Source organism: Methylophilus sp. 5 (assembly GCF_000515275.1).
Lineage (GTDB): Bacteria > Pseudomonadota > Gammaproteobacteria > Burkholderiales > Methylophilaceae > Methylophilus.
In genome coordinates this window covers 2,424,958-2,444,918 of the sequence record NZ_KI911560.1, presented here as the reverse complement: position 1 = coordinate 2,444,918, position 19,961 = coordinate 2,424,958, and the positions used below count along the sequence as shown (strand labels likewise).

Here is a 19,961-nt window from a genome sequence, read left to right as displayed (position 1 = left end):
GTTATGACGATGAACAGCGCGAGCGCGCTCAAACTCAAACTCAAACTTCAGATTGCAACGCGCGAATTTCTGGCAAGTTGCGCCACCAGCTATACACATCCATACCGCAGCCAAATACATAACGGTTAGGCACAGTTAAGCCAACCACATCGGCCTGCAACGGTTTTTGCAGGCAATTGTCTTTTTCGGTAAGTACAGCGGTCAATACTCGGTTAGCACCTGCCTGTTGGCAATAGTCAACCACGGCTGCCAGGGTAATGCCTTCGTCCAGAATGTCGTCCACCACCACCACCGTTTGCCCGGCCAGATCGAGTTCTGGCTGCTTGCTCCAGACGATGTCTTGCCCGGCGGTGCCGTGATAGCGGTTGGCTTGCAGGTAATCCAGCCTCGCTGGCAGCGGCAAGCGGCCCATTAACTGGCCTGCCAGATATAAACCGCCACGCATCACACACAGCAGCACGATAGGCTGGCCGTCAGCTAACCGTTCGCGCAACTGCTCAGCCATACGATCAATCGCTAGGCTAACCTCGGCCGCGGTAAACACGACATCAGACTGGGCGAGCCAAAAATCTGGCGATTGTGCCTGTGCAGCCAGCATGCGTGCCTAGATGTCCAGTGATTTCAAATAGCTTCTAAAGCTATCGGCAATTTCAGGGTGCTTTAACCCGAGCTCAACGTTGGCCTGCATAAAGCCAAGTTTGCTGCCGCAGTCGTAACGCTTGCCTTTGTAGCGATACGCCATGACTTTTTCGTATTCCATCAAGGCAGAAATACCGTCAGTCAGCTGAATCTCACCACCCTTGCCTGGTTTAACATGCTCCAGGCAATCAAAAATACGTGGGCTTAATACATAGCGACCCACCACAGCCAGGTTAGAAGGGGCTTCTTCTGGCTTTGGCTTTTCTACCATGCCTTTGACTTCAAGCAAGTCGTCTGTTTGTGCCACAGCATCGACCACGCCATAGCTGCTGGTTTCTTCTGGTGCCACAGTTTCAATGCCCAAAATGGAGCATTGCTGCTCAACATACATATCCACCATTTGTTTGGTGATAGACACATCACCTACCAGCAAATCGTCAGCCAGCAACACTGCAAACGGCTCATTACCCACCACAGGTTTAGCGCATAGCACCGCATGCCCCAAGCCCAATGCTTGTGACTGGCGAATAAACACGCAGCTCACGCCTTTTGGCAAAATGCTGTGCACGATGTCGAGCAGCTTTTGCTTGCCAGCGGCTTCCAGCTCTGCTTCAAGTTCATAGGCTTTGTCAAAGTGGTCAGCAATCGAGCGCTTGTTACGGCCGGTGATAAAAATCAACTCAGTCGCGCCCGCTGCAATCGCCTCTTCTGCGGCATATTGAATCAATGGTTTATCCACGACAGGCAACATCTCCTTTGGGCTCGCTTTGGTCGCCGGCAAGAAACGCGTGCCTAGCCCCGCCACCGGGAACACTGCTTTTGTAATTTTTTTCATGGTCGTATCCTAATAAAAATAGTTATAAAAATAATCAACAATTATCTAATATTCAGTATAGATTTTACTTTTAACAACAGCACGGCACTGGCCAGCAGCGCCGTGATCGCATTAGCAATTATCACCGGCCAATCCTGAATCAGGATGCCGTAAACCAGCCACAGCAACACGCCTGCTGTAAAAATCGTATACATGGGCAGTGAAATACCGCTTAAATCCCGGGTGCGCCATGATTTCAGCACTTGTGGCACAAATGCTAGCGTAGTGCACACTGCCGCCATCGAGCCAACACAGGTATTTAACGTGATCACTTCAAATCTTCTACTTCGGCACCAAACGCCTGTAACTTAAGCTTTTTCAGCTGGTCACGGAATTGGGCCGCTTTTTCAAACTCCAGGTTTTTAGCGGCGTCGTGCATGGCTTTTTCAACGCGCTTGAGCTCTTTGGTCACCGTTTTTTCGCTCATGCTGGCAAAGCTGGCCTGCTCTTGCGCCGCCTTGCGTTCACGCTGGGCTTCGTCTTTGTCGTACACGCCATCAATAATATCCTTGATGCGCTTGGTCACGCCCTTGGGCGTAATGCCATGCTCGGCATTAAAGGCCACCTGGATTTTACGTCTGCGATCGGCTTCATCCATCGCCAGCTTCATGCTGCGTGTAATTTTGTTGCCGTAAAAAATCACCTTACCGTTGAGGTTACGCGCCGCGCGGCCTGCAGTTTGAATCAATGACCGCTCAGAGCGTAAAAAGCCTTCTTTGTCTGCATCGAGCACAGCCACCAGAGAGACTTCTGGAATATCCAGGCCTTCGCGCAGCAGGTTAATGCCCACCAGCACATCAAACTCGCCCAGACGCAGGTCACGGATAATTTCAACCCGCTCTACCGTATCAATATCGCTGTGCAAATAGCGCACTTTCACGCCATGCTCGCTTAAATAATCGGTCAAATCTTCGGCCATGCGTTTGGTCAGCGTGGTCGCCAACACGCGCTCGCCAACATCTACGCGTAATTTAATCTCACCTAGCAAGTCATCCACCTGCGTATCAGCTGGTTTCACCGTGATTTCAGGGTCAACCAGGCCGGTCGGCCGCGCAATCATTTCGACCACTTGCTGCTGGTGATTTTTCTCGTACTCTGAGGGGGTCGCCGACACAAACACGCACTGGCGCATAATGCGCTCAAACTCTTCAAACTTAAGCGGGCGGTTATCCATGGCCGAAGGCAAACGCCAGCCGTAATCGACCAGATTAGATTTACGCGAACGGTCACCCAGATACATACCGCCAACTTGTGGCACAGTGACGTGGCTTTCATCAATAATCATCAATGCCTGCTCAGGCAAATAATCAATCAGCGTTGGTGGCGGATCGCCAGGATTACGGCGGGTTAGATGGCGGCTATAGTTTTCAATGCCTTTACAAAAGCCAATCTCGTTCAGCATTTCGAGGTCAAACCGCGTGCGCTGCTCAATACGTTGCGCTTCAACCAGCTTGTTTTCGCTCAAGAAAAAACTCACGCGTTGACGCAACTCTTCTTTAATCGTATCCATCGCCCGCACCGTCGCTTCACGCGCCGTCACATAATGGCTGGATGGAAAAATTCGAAAGTTATGAATCTTGCTAAAAATCTGGCCAGTGAGCGGGTCAAACAACTGTATCGTTTCAATTTCATCGTCAAACAGGCTGATACGCACCGCTGTTTCACTGTTCTCAGCCGGAAACACGTCAATAATATCGCCACGCACGCGAAAACAACCGCGACTAAAATCAAAGTCGTTACGGTCGTATTGCATGCTAATCAGGTGCGCCACGACGTCTTTCTGCGTCATTTTCTTGCCCTGATGAATATGCAGCACCATGCCATGGTACTCACTCGGGTCACCAATGCCGTAAATGGCCGACACGGTCGCCACAATCACCGCATCTTCACGCTCCAGCAAAGCCTTGGTTGCCGACAAGCGCATCTGCTCAATATGCTCATTAATGCTGGAATCTTTTTCGATAAACAAGTCGCGTGAAGGCACATAAGCTTCTGGCTGGTAGTAGTCGTAATAACTGACAAAATACTCCACCGCATTATTAGGAAAAAACTCCCTAAACTCACTATAAAGCTGGGCGGCGAGTGTTTTGTTGGGTGCCATGACAATGGCCGGTTTACCAGTGCGGGCAATCACGTGGGCCATGGTGTAAGTTTTACCAGAGCCAGTCACACCGAGCAATGTTTGAAATTTCAAGCCATCGTTAATGCCTTGCGTCAGCTTTTCAATCGCCTGTGGCTGATCACCAGCGGGCGGAAACGGCTGGTGCAGTTCGTATTTACTACCAGGAAAAGTGACGATCACAAGAACAATCTGGAGACAAGAATGGTATAAATCATATTTTAACTGTTTTTGTCGCCACAGGCGCAGGATTTACAATTTTCAGAGATGCTTGCCGCCTGAACTTTTATCGCAAGAATCAGTCATTTCAAAAACATTAAAACAGGCACCTGGGGGATCACGTGAAACACTTGTTTTTAGCATGCATGTTACTAGTCACACCGACTGCCCAGGCTTACAACCAACAAGCCCTGATGGAGGCCTATTTCGGGGTGGTGATGATACGTGGCTACAACCTGGATGGCGGCATGGCCTATGGCTCCGGCGTGGTGGTGGCAGACAACAGCGTTGTCACCAACTGCCATGTATTACGCGCCACCAAGCAACCCTGGGTATCACGCGGCGAAGACAGCTACCCGATTACCGAAGTGCGCGCAGATGCCTGGCACGACCTCTGCCTGGTTACCACCCACAACATGCCGTTTAAACCCGTGCTGCGAGGCAGCAGTCTGAGCCTCACGCGCGGGCAAGAAATCACCGCCATCGGCCACTCGAATGGTGTACCCGCCCCTATTACCTCAGTGGGTGAAATTCAAGGCCTCTACCCTACGCCCGCCGGTTATATGATACGCAGCAGCGCCAAATTTTTAATGGGCGCCAGTGGTAGCGGCCTGTTTGACATGGAGGGCAAGCTGGTCGGCATTAATACCTTTAAAACCGCAGGCAATGGCGGCAGCATCCACTTTGCGCTACCGGTAGAGTGGCTGGAAACACTGGCAAAAATGCCAGCCAGCACCGAGTTTCCTGTGCATGGCAAAGCACTGTGGGAGGAGGATGAAGACAAAAAGCCTTTTTATATGCGCGCTGCGGTGCCAGAGTCGCGCCAAGACTGGGCAGCACTGCAAAAAGTGAGTAGCTTATGGACACAACAAGAGCCAGCCAGCGCCGACGCCTGGTTTAGCCTGGGCTTGGCACAGCTGTCGTTAAAACAACTCGACTCGGCCGCCAACGCGTTTGATAAAGCAACCAGCCTCGACAAACAATTTGTTGAGGCCTGGTTTCGACGTGGCGAAGTCGCCCAACAACTTGGCGACCAAAAAACCGTGCAACAAATCGAGACGCAATTACAGCAAATTGATCCGTTGCTGGTCTCTGTTTACCAGGCTTACCTCGGCTGCGAAAAACACTGCCAAAAATAACGGCTTGATTATTTTAGAAAAACAGCTCGCGCCAGCTTCCACAGCCGCGATTTTTTGCGTAAAATATTGCGTTTTTCAATTTTTTGCAGTCCGCCACCAGCGGCCTGTTTGAGCATAGTCGACCAACAAGGAAGCAATCTTGAGCCAAGCTGCCGCCAACGTGCTGTCTGCACGCGTGTTATCCATTAAAGAATCCCCAACTTTGGCTATTACAGCCAAAGCTGCCAAGTATAAATCTGAAGGTCGCCCGATTATTGGACTGGCCGCAGGCGAGCCAGACTTTGATACGCCACAGCATATTAAAGACGCGGCCAAAGCAGCCATTGATGCCGGTTATACTAAATACACGCCGGTGAGCGGCATTCCAGCGCTCAAAAAAGCCATTGTTAACAAATTTAAAAATGAAAACGGCTTTGATTACGCATTAAATGAAGTCATTGTGGGTGTGGGTGGCAAGCAAACCATTTTCAACCTGTGCCTGGCTGTGTTAAACGCTGGCGATGAAGTGATTATCCCTGCGCCTTACTGGGTCAGCTATGCCGACATCGCCATGGTGGCAGAAGCCAAACCGGTCATTTTGGAATGCGGCATTGAGCAAGGCTTTAAACTGCTGCCAGCACAACTCGAAGCCGCGATTACCGCCAAAACCAAACTGGTGATGTTCAACTCCCCTTCTAACCCAACCGGCGCCGTTTATACACTAGACGAATTAAAAGCCCTGGGTGAGGTATTGCTCAAACATCCACACGTATTAATTGCGACTGATGATATGTATGAGCACGTCAACTTAACTGGCGAAAAATTCCATAACATCCTCAATGCTGCACCAGGCCTCAAAGACCGCTGTATCGTGTTGAATGGCGTGTCAAAAGCCTACTCCATGACCGGCTGGCGTATTGGTTACGCCGCAGGCCCGGCTTATATTATTAAAGCCATGGAAATCCTGCAAAGCCAGTCGACCAGCAACCCGGCCTCGATTTCACAATATGCGGCCGAAGCTGCATTAAGCGGTTCGCAAGACTGTATCAAGCCCATGGTCGCTGCTTTCCGCGAGCGCCACAAATATGTAGTCGACCGCTTTAACGCCATGCCTGGCCTGAGCTGCTTAATGGCAGGCGGGGCGTTTTATGCTTTCCCTGATGCGCGCCAGGCGATTGCCAACCTGCATCAAGCCGGCACAATCAATGCCGCGTCAGACATGGCATTGGCTGAATACTTGCTGGAACAACACAATGTAGCCGTGGTGCCAGGCTCAGCGTTTGGTGCCGAAGGCTATTTCCGCATCTCGTTTGCCACCAGCATGGAAAATCTGCGTGAAGCGCTGGATCGTATAGAAAAAGCGTTGAATTAGTAATGAACCATAATAAAAAAGCGCCCTAGGGCGCTTTTTTATTGCAGCGTATAGCTGATTAATCTTTGATGAAATCTTTTAGCAAGCTTTGCTGCAATGCCACTTCACTAGGCAAACCTGCGCTTGCCATCAAATCGGCCACATCACTTGCCACCAATCCCGCATGCCCACCAGCGGACGCGGAATGATCCTGAATCAAATCCTCAATATGCAAAGCAACCGGCGCCTCAGCCGCAAATGCGCTAAAACCATCACCTGCTGGCATAGTCCCCAGCAAAGCAGACAAATCCAACACGTCGTCTTTAGACTGAATGGCCGCCAGCACTTGCTGCAGCAACCACGGATTCACTGCATCATCGCTGCTGTTGGCGATAAAGTCAGCACTCAGCTGGGTACTCAAAGTAATGGTCTGCGACTCACTCACCTGCACTTGGCCACCCACCGTTGTTTCAACCGTCACCGCTGCACCGTGGCTGGTGACCAAACGATCGCCCTCACGCAACCAGTCGCCTGCTGCCAGACGATGATGTTGACCGCGGGCATCAATCACCTCGGCCACGCCATCCACACTCGCAATTTTTCCAACCATGGTTCGCATCGCATTCTCCTAGCGCACATTATAAGTCAGCACCCTGACAAACCCGCCGCTGTCAAGGCCGCAAGCCGCGAATATTACAAAAATTTGCGTGAAACAAGCCGTTAACAAAGCATTTTGTTTGCCCCTTTTGCCAACGACAAAAAATATAAAATATTTCGCAAAAAGTGGTTGACCAAGGGGCGAGGTCTCAGTAATATAGCGCCTTCAAACGACGTACCGATTCCTCAATAGCTCAGTCGGTAGAGCGCCGGACTGTTAATCCGTAGGTCCCTGGTTCGAGCCCAGGTTGAGGAGCCAAATAAAAGAAGCCTTGTAGAAATACAAGGCTTTTTGCTTTCTAGCCCATCGTAGCTAAATCGTAACCTTCGAATTTAGAATCTAATCGGTTTGCAGCATTCGCCAAATGATCTGGTGCAAGATGCGCATATCGTTCAACCATTACACCAGAACGCCAACCACCTAAACGCTGTAACTCATGTGTAGGTGTTCCAGCCTGCCGTTGCCAGGTTGCCCATGTATGCCGCAGATCGTGCCAGCGAAAATCTGTGATTCCCGCCCTTTTCAATGCTGCACGCCAGGCACGAGTATTTGCCGTGCATAGTGGCTTGCCTGCATAAGTAAACACACGCGTTTCATGCTTACCTACTTGGCGCTTTAAAACATTGATTGCGGTTTCATTTAACGGTACTGCAATCGGCCTTCGATTTTTAGAATGTGTTGCTCTTACCCAGGCATGCTTCAATTCAAAATTAACCTGTGCCCATTCAAGCTGCAATACATTCTGCTGCCTAAGTCCTGTACACAAAGCAAACAACACTGTTTCACGTTGATGCAACGGCAACTCACTTAACAGTAGATTGACTTGTTCAGCAGTCAAAGACCGTTCACGTATATTAGATTCTTTAAAGAGCCGTATTTTTGGCGCTTTTTCGATCCACTCCCATTCATCTCTTGCTCGAATAAGAATGGCTCGAAGTAAAGCCAAATAACGATTGGTCGTGGACTTGGTTGCCTCTTTTAGCTTTGCAGCCCGAACACGTTCAATCACTTCCTGAGTTACATCATTGAGTGATAAATCACCTAAAAACTGATGCATCCAGGCAAGCTTTCGAATGTCCTCTTTATGTGTCGCTTTATCAGAGGTTTCGTTTGTCCAACGCACAACCGCTTCTCGCCAAGTTCGATTAGGTTTTACGCCTAACCGCTCTTGCTCCCACAACTGCGCTTTTAACGTGTCATGGTATTCCTGGGCTTTGATTTTGTCGCTAGTCCCAGTACTGTGTTGTATTGGTCGTCCACCGATGGTGATTTTGACCCACCAGAAGGACGAGTCTTTGCGTTTGTAGAGTGACATAGTGTTTCCTTTCGTTCACCCTGCAACGCCCGCGCTTTGTATTGTGACCGTATGTAGTCAATCAGGTCAACATCAACGAACACCCATCGCTTGCCAACTTTAGCGCCATGGATTTCACCAGCCGCAGCTTTAACAGACAAAGTAACAGGATGTATTTTGAGAAAACTAGCAGCTTCTTGCAGGGTGAGTGTATTCATTATTGTTTACCCTTTACTTGCAAGAGGCTCATTAAACCAAGACGCTTTGGCAAACCGTCTATACGTAGTTTGTTGATAACATCTTCGGGTGACTTTTCAACCTCTAGCATCGTGTTGATTAATCGCCCATAAGACGTAGACGCATATTTAACTAGGCTGTCATATGTGAGTGTTGTTTCAGTTCTAATGGTGCGAATACGAGACATTTCCTCATTAATCCAGCCAAGTACGTTTGGATATGCGCCTGCAACGTACTGACCTGGTTCTAAAAGCACCTCCCAGGGAACAACCCTATCTACGTTATGCAGCTCCAATTCCCAACGTACCCAGGGATGAAATGGCATACCGCTTTGCATACCCTTTTCGTAAACGCGCATCATCTTGCCGTTTTCGCGTTTACCCACATAAAAGGTGCGCCCGCTGCCATCAGGATCTATCCAGTTACCGTTTTGTTTACAAGAGGACTTGTTACCTCCATTGGTGAAATTTCCAAGCAGATATTGTTCTACAGCCCAATCCACTGAATGCATACCTTCGAAATCGTCTACAGCACCATCCCAGCGGGTTATACGCGCGTCTAAACTGTCTCTAAGAAAACTAACTAATGCATCCCAATCGGAAATCGTATGACAGGCTTGTCCTGGCAACATTATTAAGGCCGTGTTTCGCTGTCCACCATAACAAAACTTGGCACCGTCTTCGCCCATATCAAAAGAACGCTCATAGCCGTTCATGCCTTTGCCACGATTGCGTACATTAAGAAAGCGGTCACCAGCTACACCAGCAAAAATTTCAAAGAACCTTTGATGATTGAATTTCTCAGGTAATCGAAAAGAGCAATTTAGGTAATCTGTGATGGCTGAATAACCAGGTGTGAATTCGGAGGGGATTGGGTGAGCAATTAAGGTTGCTCGTTTACCTAAAACAGCAAGCTCTAAACTTTCAGAGCAATCACCGCTTTGTTGAATATTGAAACTTTCCCCCGGTATTACTACACCGGGAGTTTCTTCATGCAGAACATGCTTACGCATGCCCGTGCATGAAGCATCAACGCTATAAGTTGAATGGATATTATTTTTTGACATTATGACTCCGATCATCAATTGACAATGGAGTACATGTATTAAGTGTTAAGCCACTAATGGATGACTCCATGTCTAGTTAAAAGACAATGAAGTCATAGGTAGTCCCATTAGAATTAGGCTAACGTATTGGTTAGATTTCCTATGACGGTTTAATACTAATATATTTTTAAAATTCTCTGCAACATGGGGGGAGGTACAATGTATTCCACTAGCTTAAAATTTAAACGAGGATGTAATACATATGTTTGAGTCAATCGCATATAAAAACTCAGTAGGCGCTGGTCCTGGAAAAATTATTGATATTGGAGCGTTAGTTGAAGGCTTAATTTTTTACGAAAAAGTCTCAATCGTCGCGAACAGTCTGACAGTCTCGTATTTATTGGAGAGAATTCCACCTTTTGTTCTCCTGTCATTAATGGAACAAGAAAAATTAGAAATTCACTTTCTGGAGGATTTCACTGGAGTATCAACGAATGAAACTTATATTCATGGTCAAAAACACTCATTAGTAATTGGACGTGTACAAGACCGCAACGACCATGAGACTTTTGTGAAAGACTTCAAAAGATTCTCTTCACATCAAGGTAATATCGAAAGAGATGCAAATAGATTTATAGAGATTATTCATCCCCTTGATTATTCTGGGTATGACCATAATGCTGCTAAATCTCTATTATTAGACCCACTAACAAATCAATCAGTTATAACTTTATTGGGTGAATTAGTTCCGACATATTCGATACCAGACAATGCATTCTTCAAGCCTATACAAGAGGATGATAATAGTTTTTACATAAATACCAACTTAGACTTTAAGGTACTTAATCAGCACTATCACAGAAAATTTCCAGCAAGCCATTCATCCTTATCTCAAGCTTATTTGATGAGTTTACTTTTAAGTACTGTGGAGTCTTTATATTTCTCTTCACGTTTAAACTCAGAGATTGCAATTAGTCCAATTGAGAAAGTTACGCAATCTGCAGCAATTAACTCTCTTGCTTCTAGGTTTTCTGTAAATGAAAGCAACATCGAACAATTCAGCAATCTGACCCTAAATAACTCTCATGCCATACGGGAAGCAGTAAATAGTGGAAAAATTAACTTTCACGAAATTTTAGCTCTACTTGATAAAGCGGATAAATTTAGACACTGGCTCCGAGATAAAGAGAATGATGCCAATTTGGCGCATGAATTCTACCAACTTACAGTTGAGAACACCTGGGTAGAGAAATTACCACCTAAACTCTTAAAATGGTCAATTTTCACAGGAATTGGGTTTACACTTGGACCAATGCAAGGAGTAGCCCTTGGCGCATTTGAACAGTTTATTTTGGACAAATTGATCGAGGGTTGGAAGCCACACCAGTTTGTTGAAAAAGAACTTAAGGCATTGTTTTATTACAAATGAAAATATACTCTAAGTGTTAGCTTTGAAGCACGTAGCTAAAACGTAGCAACACTATACGAAATAGAACTATTCTCCACTTTATATCACTACAATTTAATTTGTGCGGGTATTGCAAGGTATTGATTTGTATATGGAGAGCTTTAAGTATTTTTTCCTGTTAATCCGTAGGTCCCTGGTTCGAGCCCAGGTTGAGGAGCCAAATAAAAGAAGCCTTGTAGAAATACAAGGCTTTTTGCTTTTCTGTCACCCGACTTACCAACTCAAGCACATACCTAAATGACAGCGTGCCTGGAGGTTTCACACCGGCTTAGTCATAAACAAACGCGATCTGCCGATCCAGACACTGCTGTACCCTCCTCATCAATACAGCATCGCCGCCCAGTTTTTCAATGATAGGCAACAACTGCAAGCTCGCCTGCTGCGCAATGTCGTCAATCAAGGCTTTAGCGGCTTGTGTATGAATACCAAAATGAGGCGCTGCCTGTATGGCGAGGCTTAACTTGGAAAGATTGTTGCCAGGAGAAATCGCCAGCGCCTGGTAATGTACATTCGTGAGTTGCATCACCACGTCAAACGCGGGTGACAGTTGATATTGATTGCCTTTGACATGCAGCATGCCATGATTCTTTACATGGTCATCGGTATTGTCGATGATGAGGTTGAAGACCATTCTGCGATATAGCTGATGTAAGTCGTATTCTGGTTTGGCCGAAATCTTTCTGATGACCTGCGCGAATTCGATATAACTACCGCCATTCGACTGATACGGCACATTCAATAGCGCAGATGCCGAGAGGTAATGTATGCGCCGCTCATCATCAATATTGCCTACCCGGTCAAAACGCTGCACTAATAATGCATGTCCGCTGTGCGTTCTCTCCAGCTTGTGCGGTGATACGTCAATCCCACATAGCGCGGCCAATTCCAGCACTGCGGCTTCAAGCAGCTCTACATCATGATCATCACCATTGGCTGGAAACTTTGCAATCCACCTTTCTTTGTCATGAATAAAATCTGCCTTGGGTCTGGCCCCGCCCAGGCTACCGCCTTTATTAAGCAAACGACGCAGATGTAACGGTATCTCCATGGCGAACTCTAACCGTTTGACTGCATCAGACATTTCATTGAGCGAAAACAAATCAGCATCAGCTGGTTGAGGCTGAATCGGCAAGACTTCAGCAAAAGTCATTGCGCCAACACGGTGCGCATTTGTTAACAGCAGCACATCAATATCATCCAGCGTTTTGCCTTGCTGAGACTCCAGCACTTGACGCCCCCAGGCATCTGGCAATGCATCACGCAAGGTAAGCGGTAACGCGCCACCGTCACGCACGCGACGCTCTGCTATACCTAGAACATCACTCCCAAGCGGCAAATGCAGCGGGTTTAACGCCAAGGCATCCGGGGCTGCCAAAAAACCATTGCCGTAAGCAAACTGGCTTGATTCAACTACACCTCTGCGTGAGAGTTTCAAAATAGCCGCAGGCCTGACCTCTGCATCAGACCTGCTAGCCAGGCCAATATAAATGGTGCGGTTAGAAATCACGCTCAGCCTCTGAGATTAATGCAGCATCTGTTGTACCAGATTTTTTTCTGGCGCGCGTATTAGCACTGGCATTGATAGGCACAGGTGCAATGGCATCAAAGCTGTCTAATTGCCCAAACAACCATAAGGCATTGGCAATAATGCCAACACTCGCGCTCGGCTTGCCAGCTTCAATCGCCCGGTAAGTGTTCTGTGAACAAAGTAAACGGGTTGCCATCTCCTTTACCGTCCAGCCCAACGCCACCCGATTGGCGCGTAGGCGTAGGCCGAGTTTATCCAATGCCTGTAAAACCTCAGGGTGAGTACTTGCCAGTGAATTTGTTTTTTTAGACATCAATAAATTAATATTTAAATTACTTAAAGTTCATTATATTGCGTTTAATAGCAAAATCAATGTATTTTTAACAAGCATTATCCGGCCGCATTTTGCATGACTGAAATGAATCACTGTGCTCGACTGCAAAACTTATTGCCACCAATAAGAGTCAATGCTGATAATATTTCCCGGCGAGTAATTTCTACTCAATCGGCGTAGGCACGCAGAGTAGCACCCGTGCGAATATTGCCAGTGATGTAAAAGGATAAGCATGTCTGATTTGGCATTGACCTTGGCCAGAATCCAGTTTGGGTTCACCATTTCGTTTCATATTGTGTTTCCGGCGATCACCATTGGTCTGGCCAGTTATCTAGCGGTATTAGAGGCGAGCTGGTTAAAGACTAAAAATACGGTTTATCTCGATTTATATCATTTTTGGGTCAAGCTATTTTCGCTCTGTTTTGGCATGGGCGTGGTGTCTGGCCTGGTCATGGCGTATCAATTTGGCACCAACTGGTCAGGGTTTTCCAGCGTAGCGGGCAGCGTCACCGGGCCCTTGCTGGCTTATGAAGTACTGACGGCGTTTTTTCTAGAGGCAGGTTTTTTAGGTGTAATGCTATTTGGCTGGAACAAGGTCGGGCCCACATTGCACTTTACCGCCACGGTGATGGTCGCCGTCGGCACGCTGGTCTCAGCGACCTGGATATTGGCCTCGAATAGCTGGATGCAAACGCCGCAAGGCTTTGAGCTGGTTGATGGCAAGGTGATTCCGCTAGACTGGTTTAAAATCATTTTCAACCCCTCATTCCCATACAGACTAGTGCATATGGTGATAGGCGCTTACCTGGCGACGGCATTGTTTGTGGTCGCCTCTGGCGCTTGGCAATTACTGCGCGGCAAAGACAATGCCAGCGTGCGCAAAATGCTCTCCATGGGGCTATGGTTAATATTGCTGCTGGCACCGTTACAGGTCGTGGTAGGCGACATGCATGGTTTAAATACCCTGAAGCACCAGCCTGCAAAAATTGCTGCCATTGAAGCGCACTGGGAGAATAAAGGCGATGAAGCCACACCACTAGTGCTGATGGCCTGGCCGGACATGGCGCAAGAAAAGAATCACTTTGCTTTAGAGATACCCGTATTAGGCAGCTTGATTTTGCGCCACTCGCTTACCGAACAAATTCCGGCACTTAAAGATTTTCCGCCGCAAGATCGGCCTAACGCTACCATTATTTTCTGGACGTTTAGGATCATGGTGGGCTTGGGCATGCTGATGATTCTGCTGGCGGCCACTTCGCTGTGGTTGCGCTGTAAAAAACAGTTGTATCAACACAAGCCCTTTCTCAAATTTGCGATTGCCATGGGCCCGGCCGGGGTCATTGCCATTTTGGCGGGCTGGTTTACGACAGAAATTGGCCGCCAGCCCTGGGTGGTGTATGGCGTGCTGCGCACGGCCGATGCCGTGACACCGCATACCGCCAGTGAAGTCGCCCTGACATTGGGCTTGTTTGTGATTATTTACCTGGCAGTGTTTGGCATGGGCACGCTGTATGTATTGCGGCTGGTGAATATCGGGCCAACAACAGGCGAAGCATTGCAGGGCGATGCTATTTCGGTGAACGCGGACGAGGTGGATGCGTTTGCGCTGGCACCGGAGTTTCATCCTGACGCCAAGTTGCCGCCAACCTCTAAAGATCACTAAAAGGACAACACAATGGACTTATCACTGGTGTGGGCCATCATTATCCTGTTTGGCATCATGATGTATATCATCATGGATGGCTTTGACCTGGGCATAGGTATTTTGTATCTGTTTTTTAAAGACAAAGACGATCGCGACCTGATGATGAATACAGTGGCCCCGGTGTGGGACGGCAATGAAACCTGGCTGGTGCTGGGCGGCGCAGGCTTGCTGGCCGCTTTTCCGCTGGCTTATTCGGTGATTTTAAGTGCCCTCTCCTTACCGCTACTGTTTATGCTGATGGCATTGATTTTTCGCGGTGTCGCCTTTGAGTTCAGGTTTAGAGCGCATGATGCAGAGCGCCACTTTTGGGACAAAGCCTTTTTGTGTGGCTCAATTGCGGCGACTTTTTTTCAGGGCATGACGCTGGGCGCTTACCTGCAAGGCATTCACATGGTGAACCAGGCCTATGCAGGCGGGCCGTTGGACTGGATTTCACCGTTCTCACTGTTTACCGGTCTAGGCTTGTTGGTGACGTATGCTTTGCTCGGCAGCACCTGGCTGATTTTTAAAACCACAGGCGAGCTACAAACCGTTTGTATCAAGTTATCCCAACAAATTTCCGTGGCATTGCTGGTGATTATTGCGGCGATTAGCCTATGGACACCCTGGATGGATAGCCGTATCGCTGAGCGCTGGTTTACCATGCCTAACTTACTGTGGCTGTCACCCGTGCCGCTGCTAGTGGCTCTTTTCTTTTACAAATTACAGAGCGCACTTAAGGCCAAGGCCGAAACCAGCCCGTTTTTATATACGCTTGGTCTGGTATTACTCGGTTATGCCGGTTTGGGCATTAGCATCTGGCCGAATATTATCCCGCCTGAAATGACCATATACGCAGCGGCAGCGCCGCCGCAAAGCCAGCAATTTGCATTAATCGGCGCCTTGATCATTATCCCGATTATTTTAATCTACACTGCCTGGGGCTATTACGTGTTTCGCGGCAAAGTGAATAAAGGTGAGGCTTACCATTAATGACGCATGCTCAAAAACATGCACTGAAACGCCTGGGCTGGTTTTTTCTGATCTGGCTAGTCAGCATCGCCGCGTTGGCACTGGCCAGCCTGCTGATTAAAGCGCTGATGCATATGGCAGGCTTTCATGCCTGACTGGCGCATAGTTCAACCATGAGATAGCCAAGCCATGAGCAGGCCCGAATTTTTCTTGCCTGTTCAAATCGAACCCGTTTACCATGACAGTGACTAGCCAGTTAACCCAACCCCTTTATCCAACGGCATGACGACCCAGCAAACTACAAAATGGCGGCGATTGCGTGCCTGTCGCGCCTGCGACATGGTGAGCGCGATCCCGGTGTTGCGCCCGGGCGAGCACGCCAGTTGCCCGCGCTGTGGGCATGTATTGGCCAGGCGCCATTTGCACCCGGTGCAACGCAGCATTGCGCTGGCGATGAGTGCACTCCTCACGTTGTTGATTGCTGTGGCTTTCCCGTTTATCAGCATGGACACCAACGGGCTGGATACCCGCATTGAGCTGCCACAAACCGCCGCAACCCTGGTTAACGTCCATCAACCTCTGGTTGCTTTAATTGTCAGTTGCACTGCGTTCATCTTGCCTGCCTTATATTTAATCGGCGTGATTCTCATGCAGGCCAATGTGTTACGCAGTGTGCCGCGCGCCTATAGTGATGTGATTGCGCGGCTGTTTTCGCGCTTGCACCCGTGGATGATGGCAGATGTGTTTATGATTGCGGCGCTGGTGAGCCTGGTCAAATTAACTGAAATTGGCGAAGTACAGTTAGGGGCCTCGTTTTGGGCCTATTGCGTGTTTGCGGTCTTATTACTGATGACCACGCGCTCGGTCGATATTGACTGGTTATGGTATCGGCTGGCTGGCGAGCCACCGCCAGACACCAATATCCGTTGTGGCATCAATGCGGCAGCGCAACACGCCACCGGTTGCACCACTTGCGGGCTGGTGAATACGATCCCGGCCACACAATCTGACTATGCATGCAGCCGTTGCGGCAGCGCCCTGCATATGCGTAAACCTAACAGCCTCGAATTCACCTGGGCGTTATTAATCACCGCCGCCGTGCTTTATATCCCCGCCAATGCCTACCCGATGATGATCACCACCTCACTCGGACAAACGCACGCCTCTACCATTATTGGCGGCATGCTGGAGCTATGGCAGCATGGCTCTGAGCCGGTGGCCGTGGTCATTTTTGTTGCCAGCGTGCTGGTGCCGATTATTAAAATGCTGATACTGGTGCTACTTTCATGGCTGGCGCAACACCCCGGCCCATTCACCGCAGAGCAAAAAACCAAACTTTACCGATTAACCGAACTGATCGGCCGCTGGTCCATGGTCGATGTATTTGTCGTCGCCATCATGGTGGCATTAATACAATCCGGCAACCTGATGTCGGTGTTGCCCGGCCCGGCTGCCCTCGCCTTTTGCGCGGTGGTGATTACCACCATGCTGGCCGCCATGGCCTTTGACCCGCGCCTGCTGTGGGATACCCAAGGAAACACGCATGACAGAAAGTAACCAAGAAAACAATCAGCTGCTGGCCAAAGTCAGCAAACAAGCCAGGTTGTCACCCATCTGGATAGTGCCGATTGTCGCCCTGCTGATCGGCTTGTGGCTCATTTACGACAACTACACCAAGGCTGGCAAGCAAATCACACTGTCGCTCACCAATGCTGAGGGCATAGAAGCCGGTAAAACCAAAATCAAGGTGCACAGTGTAGACATCGGCCTGGTAGAGCAAGTCACCCTATCTGAAGACCTCACCCATATTGAAGTGCTGGCGCGCATTACGCCTAAAGCACAACCTATGCTGGTTAAAGATACGCAGTTGTGGGTGGTCAAACCGCGCATTGGGCTCGAAGGCATTAGCGGTCTCAACACCGTGATTTCTGGCGCCTATATTCAGTTGCAACCAGGTAAAAGCGCAGAAGAAACCGACCAGTTCACCGTGCTGGATCAACCACCGATTTCGCTCAATGGCGCTAAAGGCGTGCATGTAAACCTGGTAGGCAAAGTGGGTAATGCGTTGCGTGTTGGCGACCCGGTCACTTACCAGGGGTTACGGGTAGGCCGCGTGGTCAGCGCCACGTTCGACCCCAAGCAGCGCCAAATGCAACATGAATTGTTTATTGAACACCCTTACGATGTGCTGGTCACAGAAAATTCGCGTTTTTGGACCTCGGTAGGCATTGATGTCAAGCTGGACGCCGAAGGATTCAAGGCCAGCATCCCGACCGTGGAATCACTGATTGCAGGCGGCGTGAGTTTTGGCCATGCCGATGACAGGCCGATGGGCAAACCAGTGCGCTCCGAAGCAAGCTTTGAGCTGTTTACCAATGAAGACGCCGCACGTCAGCAAACCTATGACCAGTATCTGCAGTACGTACTGCTGGTGGATGACACCGTGCGCGGTTTATCCAAAGGGGCGCCCGTAGAGTTTCGTGGCTTGCGTGTGGGCACGGTGATGAATGTGCCATGGAAATTTAACTCGCCAGAACGTAAAAAAGACTTTCGTTATGCCATCCCGGTGTTGATCCACCTCGAGCCTGGCCGCCTGGCCGACAATGGCAAGGCCGACCTCGAGGAATGGAAAACCAGAATTAGCCAAATGTTACAAGGCGGGCTACATGCCACCCTCAAATCGGGCAATCTGATCACAGGCTCTGTGTTTGTCGACCTCAATATGGACCAGCATGCCCATAAAACCTACCACCGCGCTCAGTTTGAAGGTTTGCCAGTGATGCCAACCAGTGCCACCAGCCTGGCGCAAATTGAGCAAAAACTGTCTGACTTGCTGGATAAGCTCAATGGTTTGAAAGTCGAGCCTGTGCTGTCTGGCCTGGATAAAAACCTGCAGCAGTCTGAACAAACCATGCAGGAAATCCGTGCCTTGAGCCGCCAGGTCAATCAGTTTATTAGCCAGCCTGATTTACAGCAGATGCCGGGCAATATTAACCAGACCATGCAAGCGTTACGCACCACGTTAAAAGGCCTGTCACCCGAGTCACCGGCCTACCAGGAGCTCACCACCACCTTGCAACGCCTGGATAAAGCCTTGCGTGATATTCAGCCCCTGGCGCGCACCTTGAACGAGCAGCCGAATGCTATTTTGTTCGACCGCAAACCTGGCAATGACCCTGTGCCGCTGGCACCAGCCGCCCAGTAAGGAACACACCGCATGATGATGAATACAACACACTTACGCTTTGGTTTACTGGTATTGCTGGGGGTTAGCCTGAGCGCATGTTTTAAATCAAACCCGCCAGTCAATACCCAGCGTTACAGCCTGCCAGAGGTGGCCGCACCACAGCCAGGCGCTACGTTAACGCGCACCCTGGTGTTAAACCGAATCCAGCTGGCCGATTATCTGGATACAGACCGCATTGTGATACAAACCGACGACATTACCATGCAGCCAGCGCGTGACCATCTGTGGGTAGATAACCTGTCGCAAGAGCTGCGCCGTGGCTTGCGTGCACGCCTGGCGAGCCGCTTAGGCAATACCATCATCGTTGACCCGCAGCCCGGCTTAGCTGCCGCCAACACCCTGCACCTCACCATAGAGCAGTTTCACGGCCAGATGCGTGGCTATGCTGTGTTGAGCGGACAATGGCAACTCAATAGCGCCGACCATGTAGCAGGCGCCAACCAGTCATTCAAATTTAGCACGCCATTGGCTGAAAATGGTTACCCTGCCCTGGTGCGCGCACTCGGCCATGATCTGGACTTGCTCAGTGAGCAAATTGCCAGCCAATTACAAACTTTGCCATAGCGAAAAAATTTAAACCTGAAGAGGTAGTGACCACGCCGCCAATTTGTTATGATGAAATTTCTTTTCACAAAATAACAAGTCAGGAGCAGGCGATGGGATTATTTTCTTTTATCAAAGAAGCAGGTGAAAAACTGTTTGGCACCGGAGAAGCCAAAGCAGCACAAGAAACGGCCAGCAAGGCACCTACCCCGGTAAACGTTGACGCCGCCAACGCAGCGGCGGCGCAAGCGATTCAAAGCTATATTGCCAAAAACAATTTACCGACCACCGGCTACGACGTGAAGTTTGATGGCGCCAGCGGCACCGTCATTGTGCAAGGCAACATTGATACGCAAGAGAATAAAGAAAAGATTTTGCTCTGTTGCGGCAATGTGGCTGGGGTTGAGGCGGTGCAAGACCAGCTTCATGTGCCTTCCCCAGAGCCTGAGGCCAAGTTTTACACCGTGGTCAAAGGCGATACTTTATCCAAAGTGGCCAAAGAGATGTATGGCAACGCCAACAGTTATATGAAAATTTTCGAGGCAAACCGCCCCATGCTCAACCACCCTGACAAGATTTATCCGGGTCAGGTATTACGCATTCCTGAATAACCGTTTTACTCACAACAAAA

The 19,961-nt window shown here is 49.1% G+C and carries 20 protein-coding genes and 1 tRNA gene; 11 read left to right on the top strand and 10 right to left on the bottom strand.

Annotation, left to right across the window (positions count from 1 at the left end; all coding sequences use genetic code 11):
* Positions 1 to 40: 40 nt before the first annotated feature.
* Genes METH5_RS0111830 through uvrB form a run of 4 tightly spaced genes read right to left on the bottom strand, consistent with a single transcriptional unit; the run spans position 41 to position 3,815 of the window.
* Positions 41 to 598 (bottom strand): hypoxanthine-guanine phosphoribosyltransferase, encoded by a 558-nt coding sequence (locus METH5_RS0111830; protein ID WP_029148713.1) that lies wholly within the window; start codon positions 596 to 598, stop codon positions 41 to 43.
* Between the two features lie 6 nt (positions 599 to 604).
* Positions 605 to 1,474, bottom strand: a complete 870-nt coding sequence (galU, locus tag METH5_RS0111825; RefSeq protein WP_029148712.1) for a UTP--glucose-1-phosphate uridylyltransferase GalU — start codon at positions 1,472 to 1,474, stop codon at positions 605 to 607.
* A gap of 41 nt (positions 1,475 to 1,515) precedes the next feature.
* Positions 1,516 to 1,785, bottom strand: coding sequence for a SemiSWEET transporter (locus tag METH5_RS0111820; protein ID WP_029148711.1), 270 nt, complete (start codon positions 1,783 to 1,785; stop codon positions 1,516 to 1,518).
* On the bottom strand, positions 1,782 to 3,815 hold the full coding sequence (gene uvrB, locus METH5_RS0111815) for an excinuclease ABC subunit UvrB (RefSeq protein WP_029148710.1): 2,034 nt from the start codon (positions 3,813 to 3,815) through the stop codon (positions 1,782 to 1,784). Before uvrB ends, METH5_RS0111820 begins: the two co-directional genes overlap by 4 nt.
* Positions 3,816 to 3,997: 182 nt before the next feature.
* On the opposite strand from uvrB, the gene METH5_RS0111810 reads away from it, so the two are divergent.
* The gene (locus METH5_RS0111810; RefSeq protein ID WP_232411034.1) at positions 3,998 to 4,990 is read left to right on the top strand and encodes a tetratricopeptide repeat-containing serine protease family protein; all 993 of its coding nucleotides are present in this window, start codon (positions 3,998 to 4,000) and stop codon (positions 4,988 to 4,990) included.
* A 139-nt stretch (positions 4,991 to 5,129) separates the two neighbouring features.
* Positions 5,130 to 6,341: a pyridoxal phosphate-dependent aminotransferase gene (locus METH5_RS0111800; RefSeq protein WP_029148708.1), complete on the top strand. Its 1,212-nt coding sequence runs from the start codon at positions 5,130 to 5,132 to the stop codon at positions 6,339 to 6,341.
* Positions 6,342 to 6,399: 58 nt separating this feature from the next.
* On the opposite strand, the gene METH5_RS14995 is transcribed toward METH5_RS0111800, so the two are convergent.
* Entirely contained in the window at positions 6,400 to 6,939 is a 540-nt protein-coding gene (locus tag METH5_RS14995; RefSeq protein ID WP_232411033.1) for a hypothetical protein, read from the bottom strand.
* A gap of 221 nt (positions 6,940 to 7,160) precedes the next feature.
* Between METH5_RS14995 and METH5_RS0111790 the strand changes: the two genes are divergently transcribed.
* Positions 7,161 to 7,236: transfer RNA gene (locus tag METH5_RS0111790), tRNA-Asn, on the top strand.
* A gap of 40 nt (positions 7,237 to 7,276) precedes the next feature.
* Here METH5_RS0111790 and METH5_RS0111785 read toward each other — a convergent pair.
* From METH5_RS0111785 to METH5_RS14990, 3 genes are read right to left on the bottom strand one after another with little or no spacing between them, the layout of a single operon-like run.
* Positions 7,277 to 8,242, bottom strand: a complete 966-nt coding sequence (locus tag METH5_RS0111785) for a tyrosine-type recombinase/integrase (protein WP_369758917.1) — start codon at positions 8,240 to 8,242, stop codon at positions 7,277 to 7,279.
* Positions 8,167 to 8,490, bottom strand: a complete 324-nt coding sequence (locus METH5_RS16020) for a helix-turn-helix domain-containing protein (protein ID WP_198290695.1) — start codon at positions 8,488 to 8,490, stop codon at positions 8,167 to 8,169. Before METH5_RS16020 ends, METH5_RS0111785 begins: the two co-directional genes overlap by 76 nt.
* Positions 8,490 to 9,575, bottom strand: a complete 1,086-nt coding sequence (locus METH5_RS14990; protein ID WP_157381515.1) for a replication initiation factor domain-containing protein — start codon at positions 9,573 to 9,575, stop codon at positions 8,490 to 8,492. Before METH5_RS14990 ends, METH5_RS16020 begins: the two co-directional genes overlap by 1 nt.
* 241 nt (positions 9,576 to 9,816) lie before the next feature.
* Between METH5_RS14990 and METH5_RS0111775 the strand changes: the two genes are divergently transcribed.
* Positions 9,817 to 10,983, top strand: a complete 1,167-nt coding sequence (locus tag METH5_RS0111775; protein ID WP_029148706.1) for a hypothetical protein — start codon at positions 9,817 to 9,819, stop codon at positions 10,981 to 10,983.
* Positions 10,984 to 11,290: 307 nt separating this feature from the next.
* On the opposite strand, the gene METH5_RS0111770 is transcribed toward METH5_RS0111775, so the two are convergent.
* Complete coding sequence (locus tag METH5_RS0111770) at positions 11,291 to 12,529, bottom strand: type II toxin-antitoxin system HipA family toxin (protein ID WP_029148705.1); 1,239 nt, start codon at positions 12,527 to 12,529, stop codon at positions 11,291 to 11,293.
* Entirely contained in the window at positions 12,519 to 12,863 is a 345-nt protein-coding gene (locus tag METH5_RS0111765) for a helix-turn-helix domain-containing protein (RefSeq protein ID WP_029148704.1), read from the bottom strand. Before METH5_RS0111765 ends, METH5_RS0111770 begins: the two co-directional genes overlap by 11 nt.
* A 253-nt stretch (positions 12,864 to 13,116) precedes the next feature.
* Between METH5_RS0111765 and METH5_RS0111760 the strand changes: the two genes are divergently transcribed.
* The 7 genes from METH5_RS0111760 (at position 13,117) to lysM (ending at position 19,941) form a co-directional block, all read left to right on the top strand.
* Positions 13,117 to 14,547, top strand: coding sequence for a cytochrome ubiquinol oxidase subunit I (locus tag METH5_RS0111760; RefSeq protein WP_029148703.1), 1,431 nt, complete (start codon positions 13,117 to 13,119; stop codon positions 14,545 to 14,547).
* A gap of 12 nt (positions 14,548 to 14,559) precedes the next feature.
* Positions 14,560 to 15,561: a cytochrome d ubiquinol oxidase subunit II gene (cydB, locus tag METH5_RS0111755; protein ID WP_029148702.1), complete on the top strand. Its 1,002-nt coding sequence runs from the start codon at positions 14,560 to 14,562 to the stop codon at positions 15,559 to 15,561.
* Entirely contained in the window at positions 15,561 to 15,695 is a 135-nt protein-coding gene (locus METH5_RS15520) for a DUF2474 family protein (protein WP_081726738.1), read from the top strand. The genes cydB and METH5_RS15520 overlap by 1 nt, the downstream gene beginning before the upstream one ends.
* A gap of 127 nt (positions 15,696 to 15,822) precedes the next feature.
* Positions 15,823 to 17,097, top strand: coding sequence for a PqiA/YebS family transporter subunit (locus tag METH5_RS0111745; protein ID WP_081726737.1), 1,275 nt, complete (start codon positions 15,823 to 15,825; stop codon positions 17,095 to 17,097).
* Positions 17,084 to 18,745, top strand: a complete 1,662-nt coding sequence (pqiB, locus tag METH5_RS0111740) for an intermembrane transport protein PqiB (protein WP_029148700.1) — start codon at positions 17,084 to 17,086, stop codon at positions 18,743 to 18,745. Before METH5_RS0111745 ends, pqiB begins: the two co-directional genes overlap by 14 nt.
* Positions 18,746 to 18,757: 12 nt before the next feature.
* The gene (locus tag METH5_RS0111735) at positions 18,758 to 19,351 is read left to right on the top strand and encodes a membrane integrity-associated transporter subunit PqiC (protein WP_029148699.1); all 594 of its coding nucleotides are present in this window, start codon (positions 18,758 to 18,760) and stop codon (positions 19,349 to 19,351) included.
* A gap of 92 nt (positions 19,352 to 19,443) precedes the next feature.
* Positions 19,444 to 19,941, top strand: coding sequence for a peptidoglycan-binding protein LysM (gene lysM, locus METH5_RS0111730; RefSeq protein ID WP_029148698.1), 498 nt, complete (start codon positions 19,444 to 19,446; stop codon positions 19,939 to 19,941).
* Positions 19,942 to 19,961 lie beyond the last annotated feature (20 nt).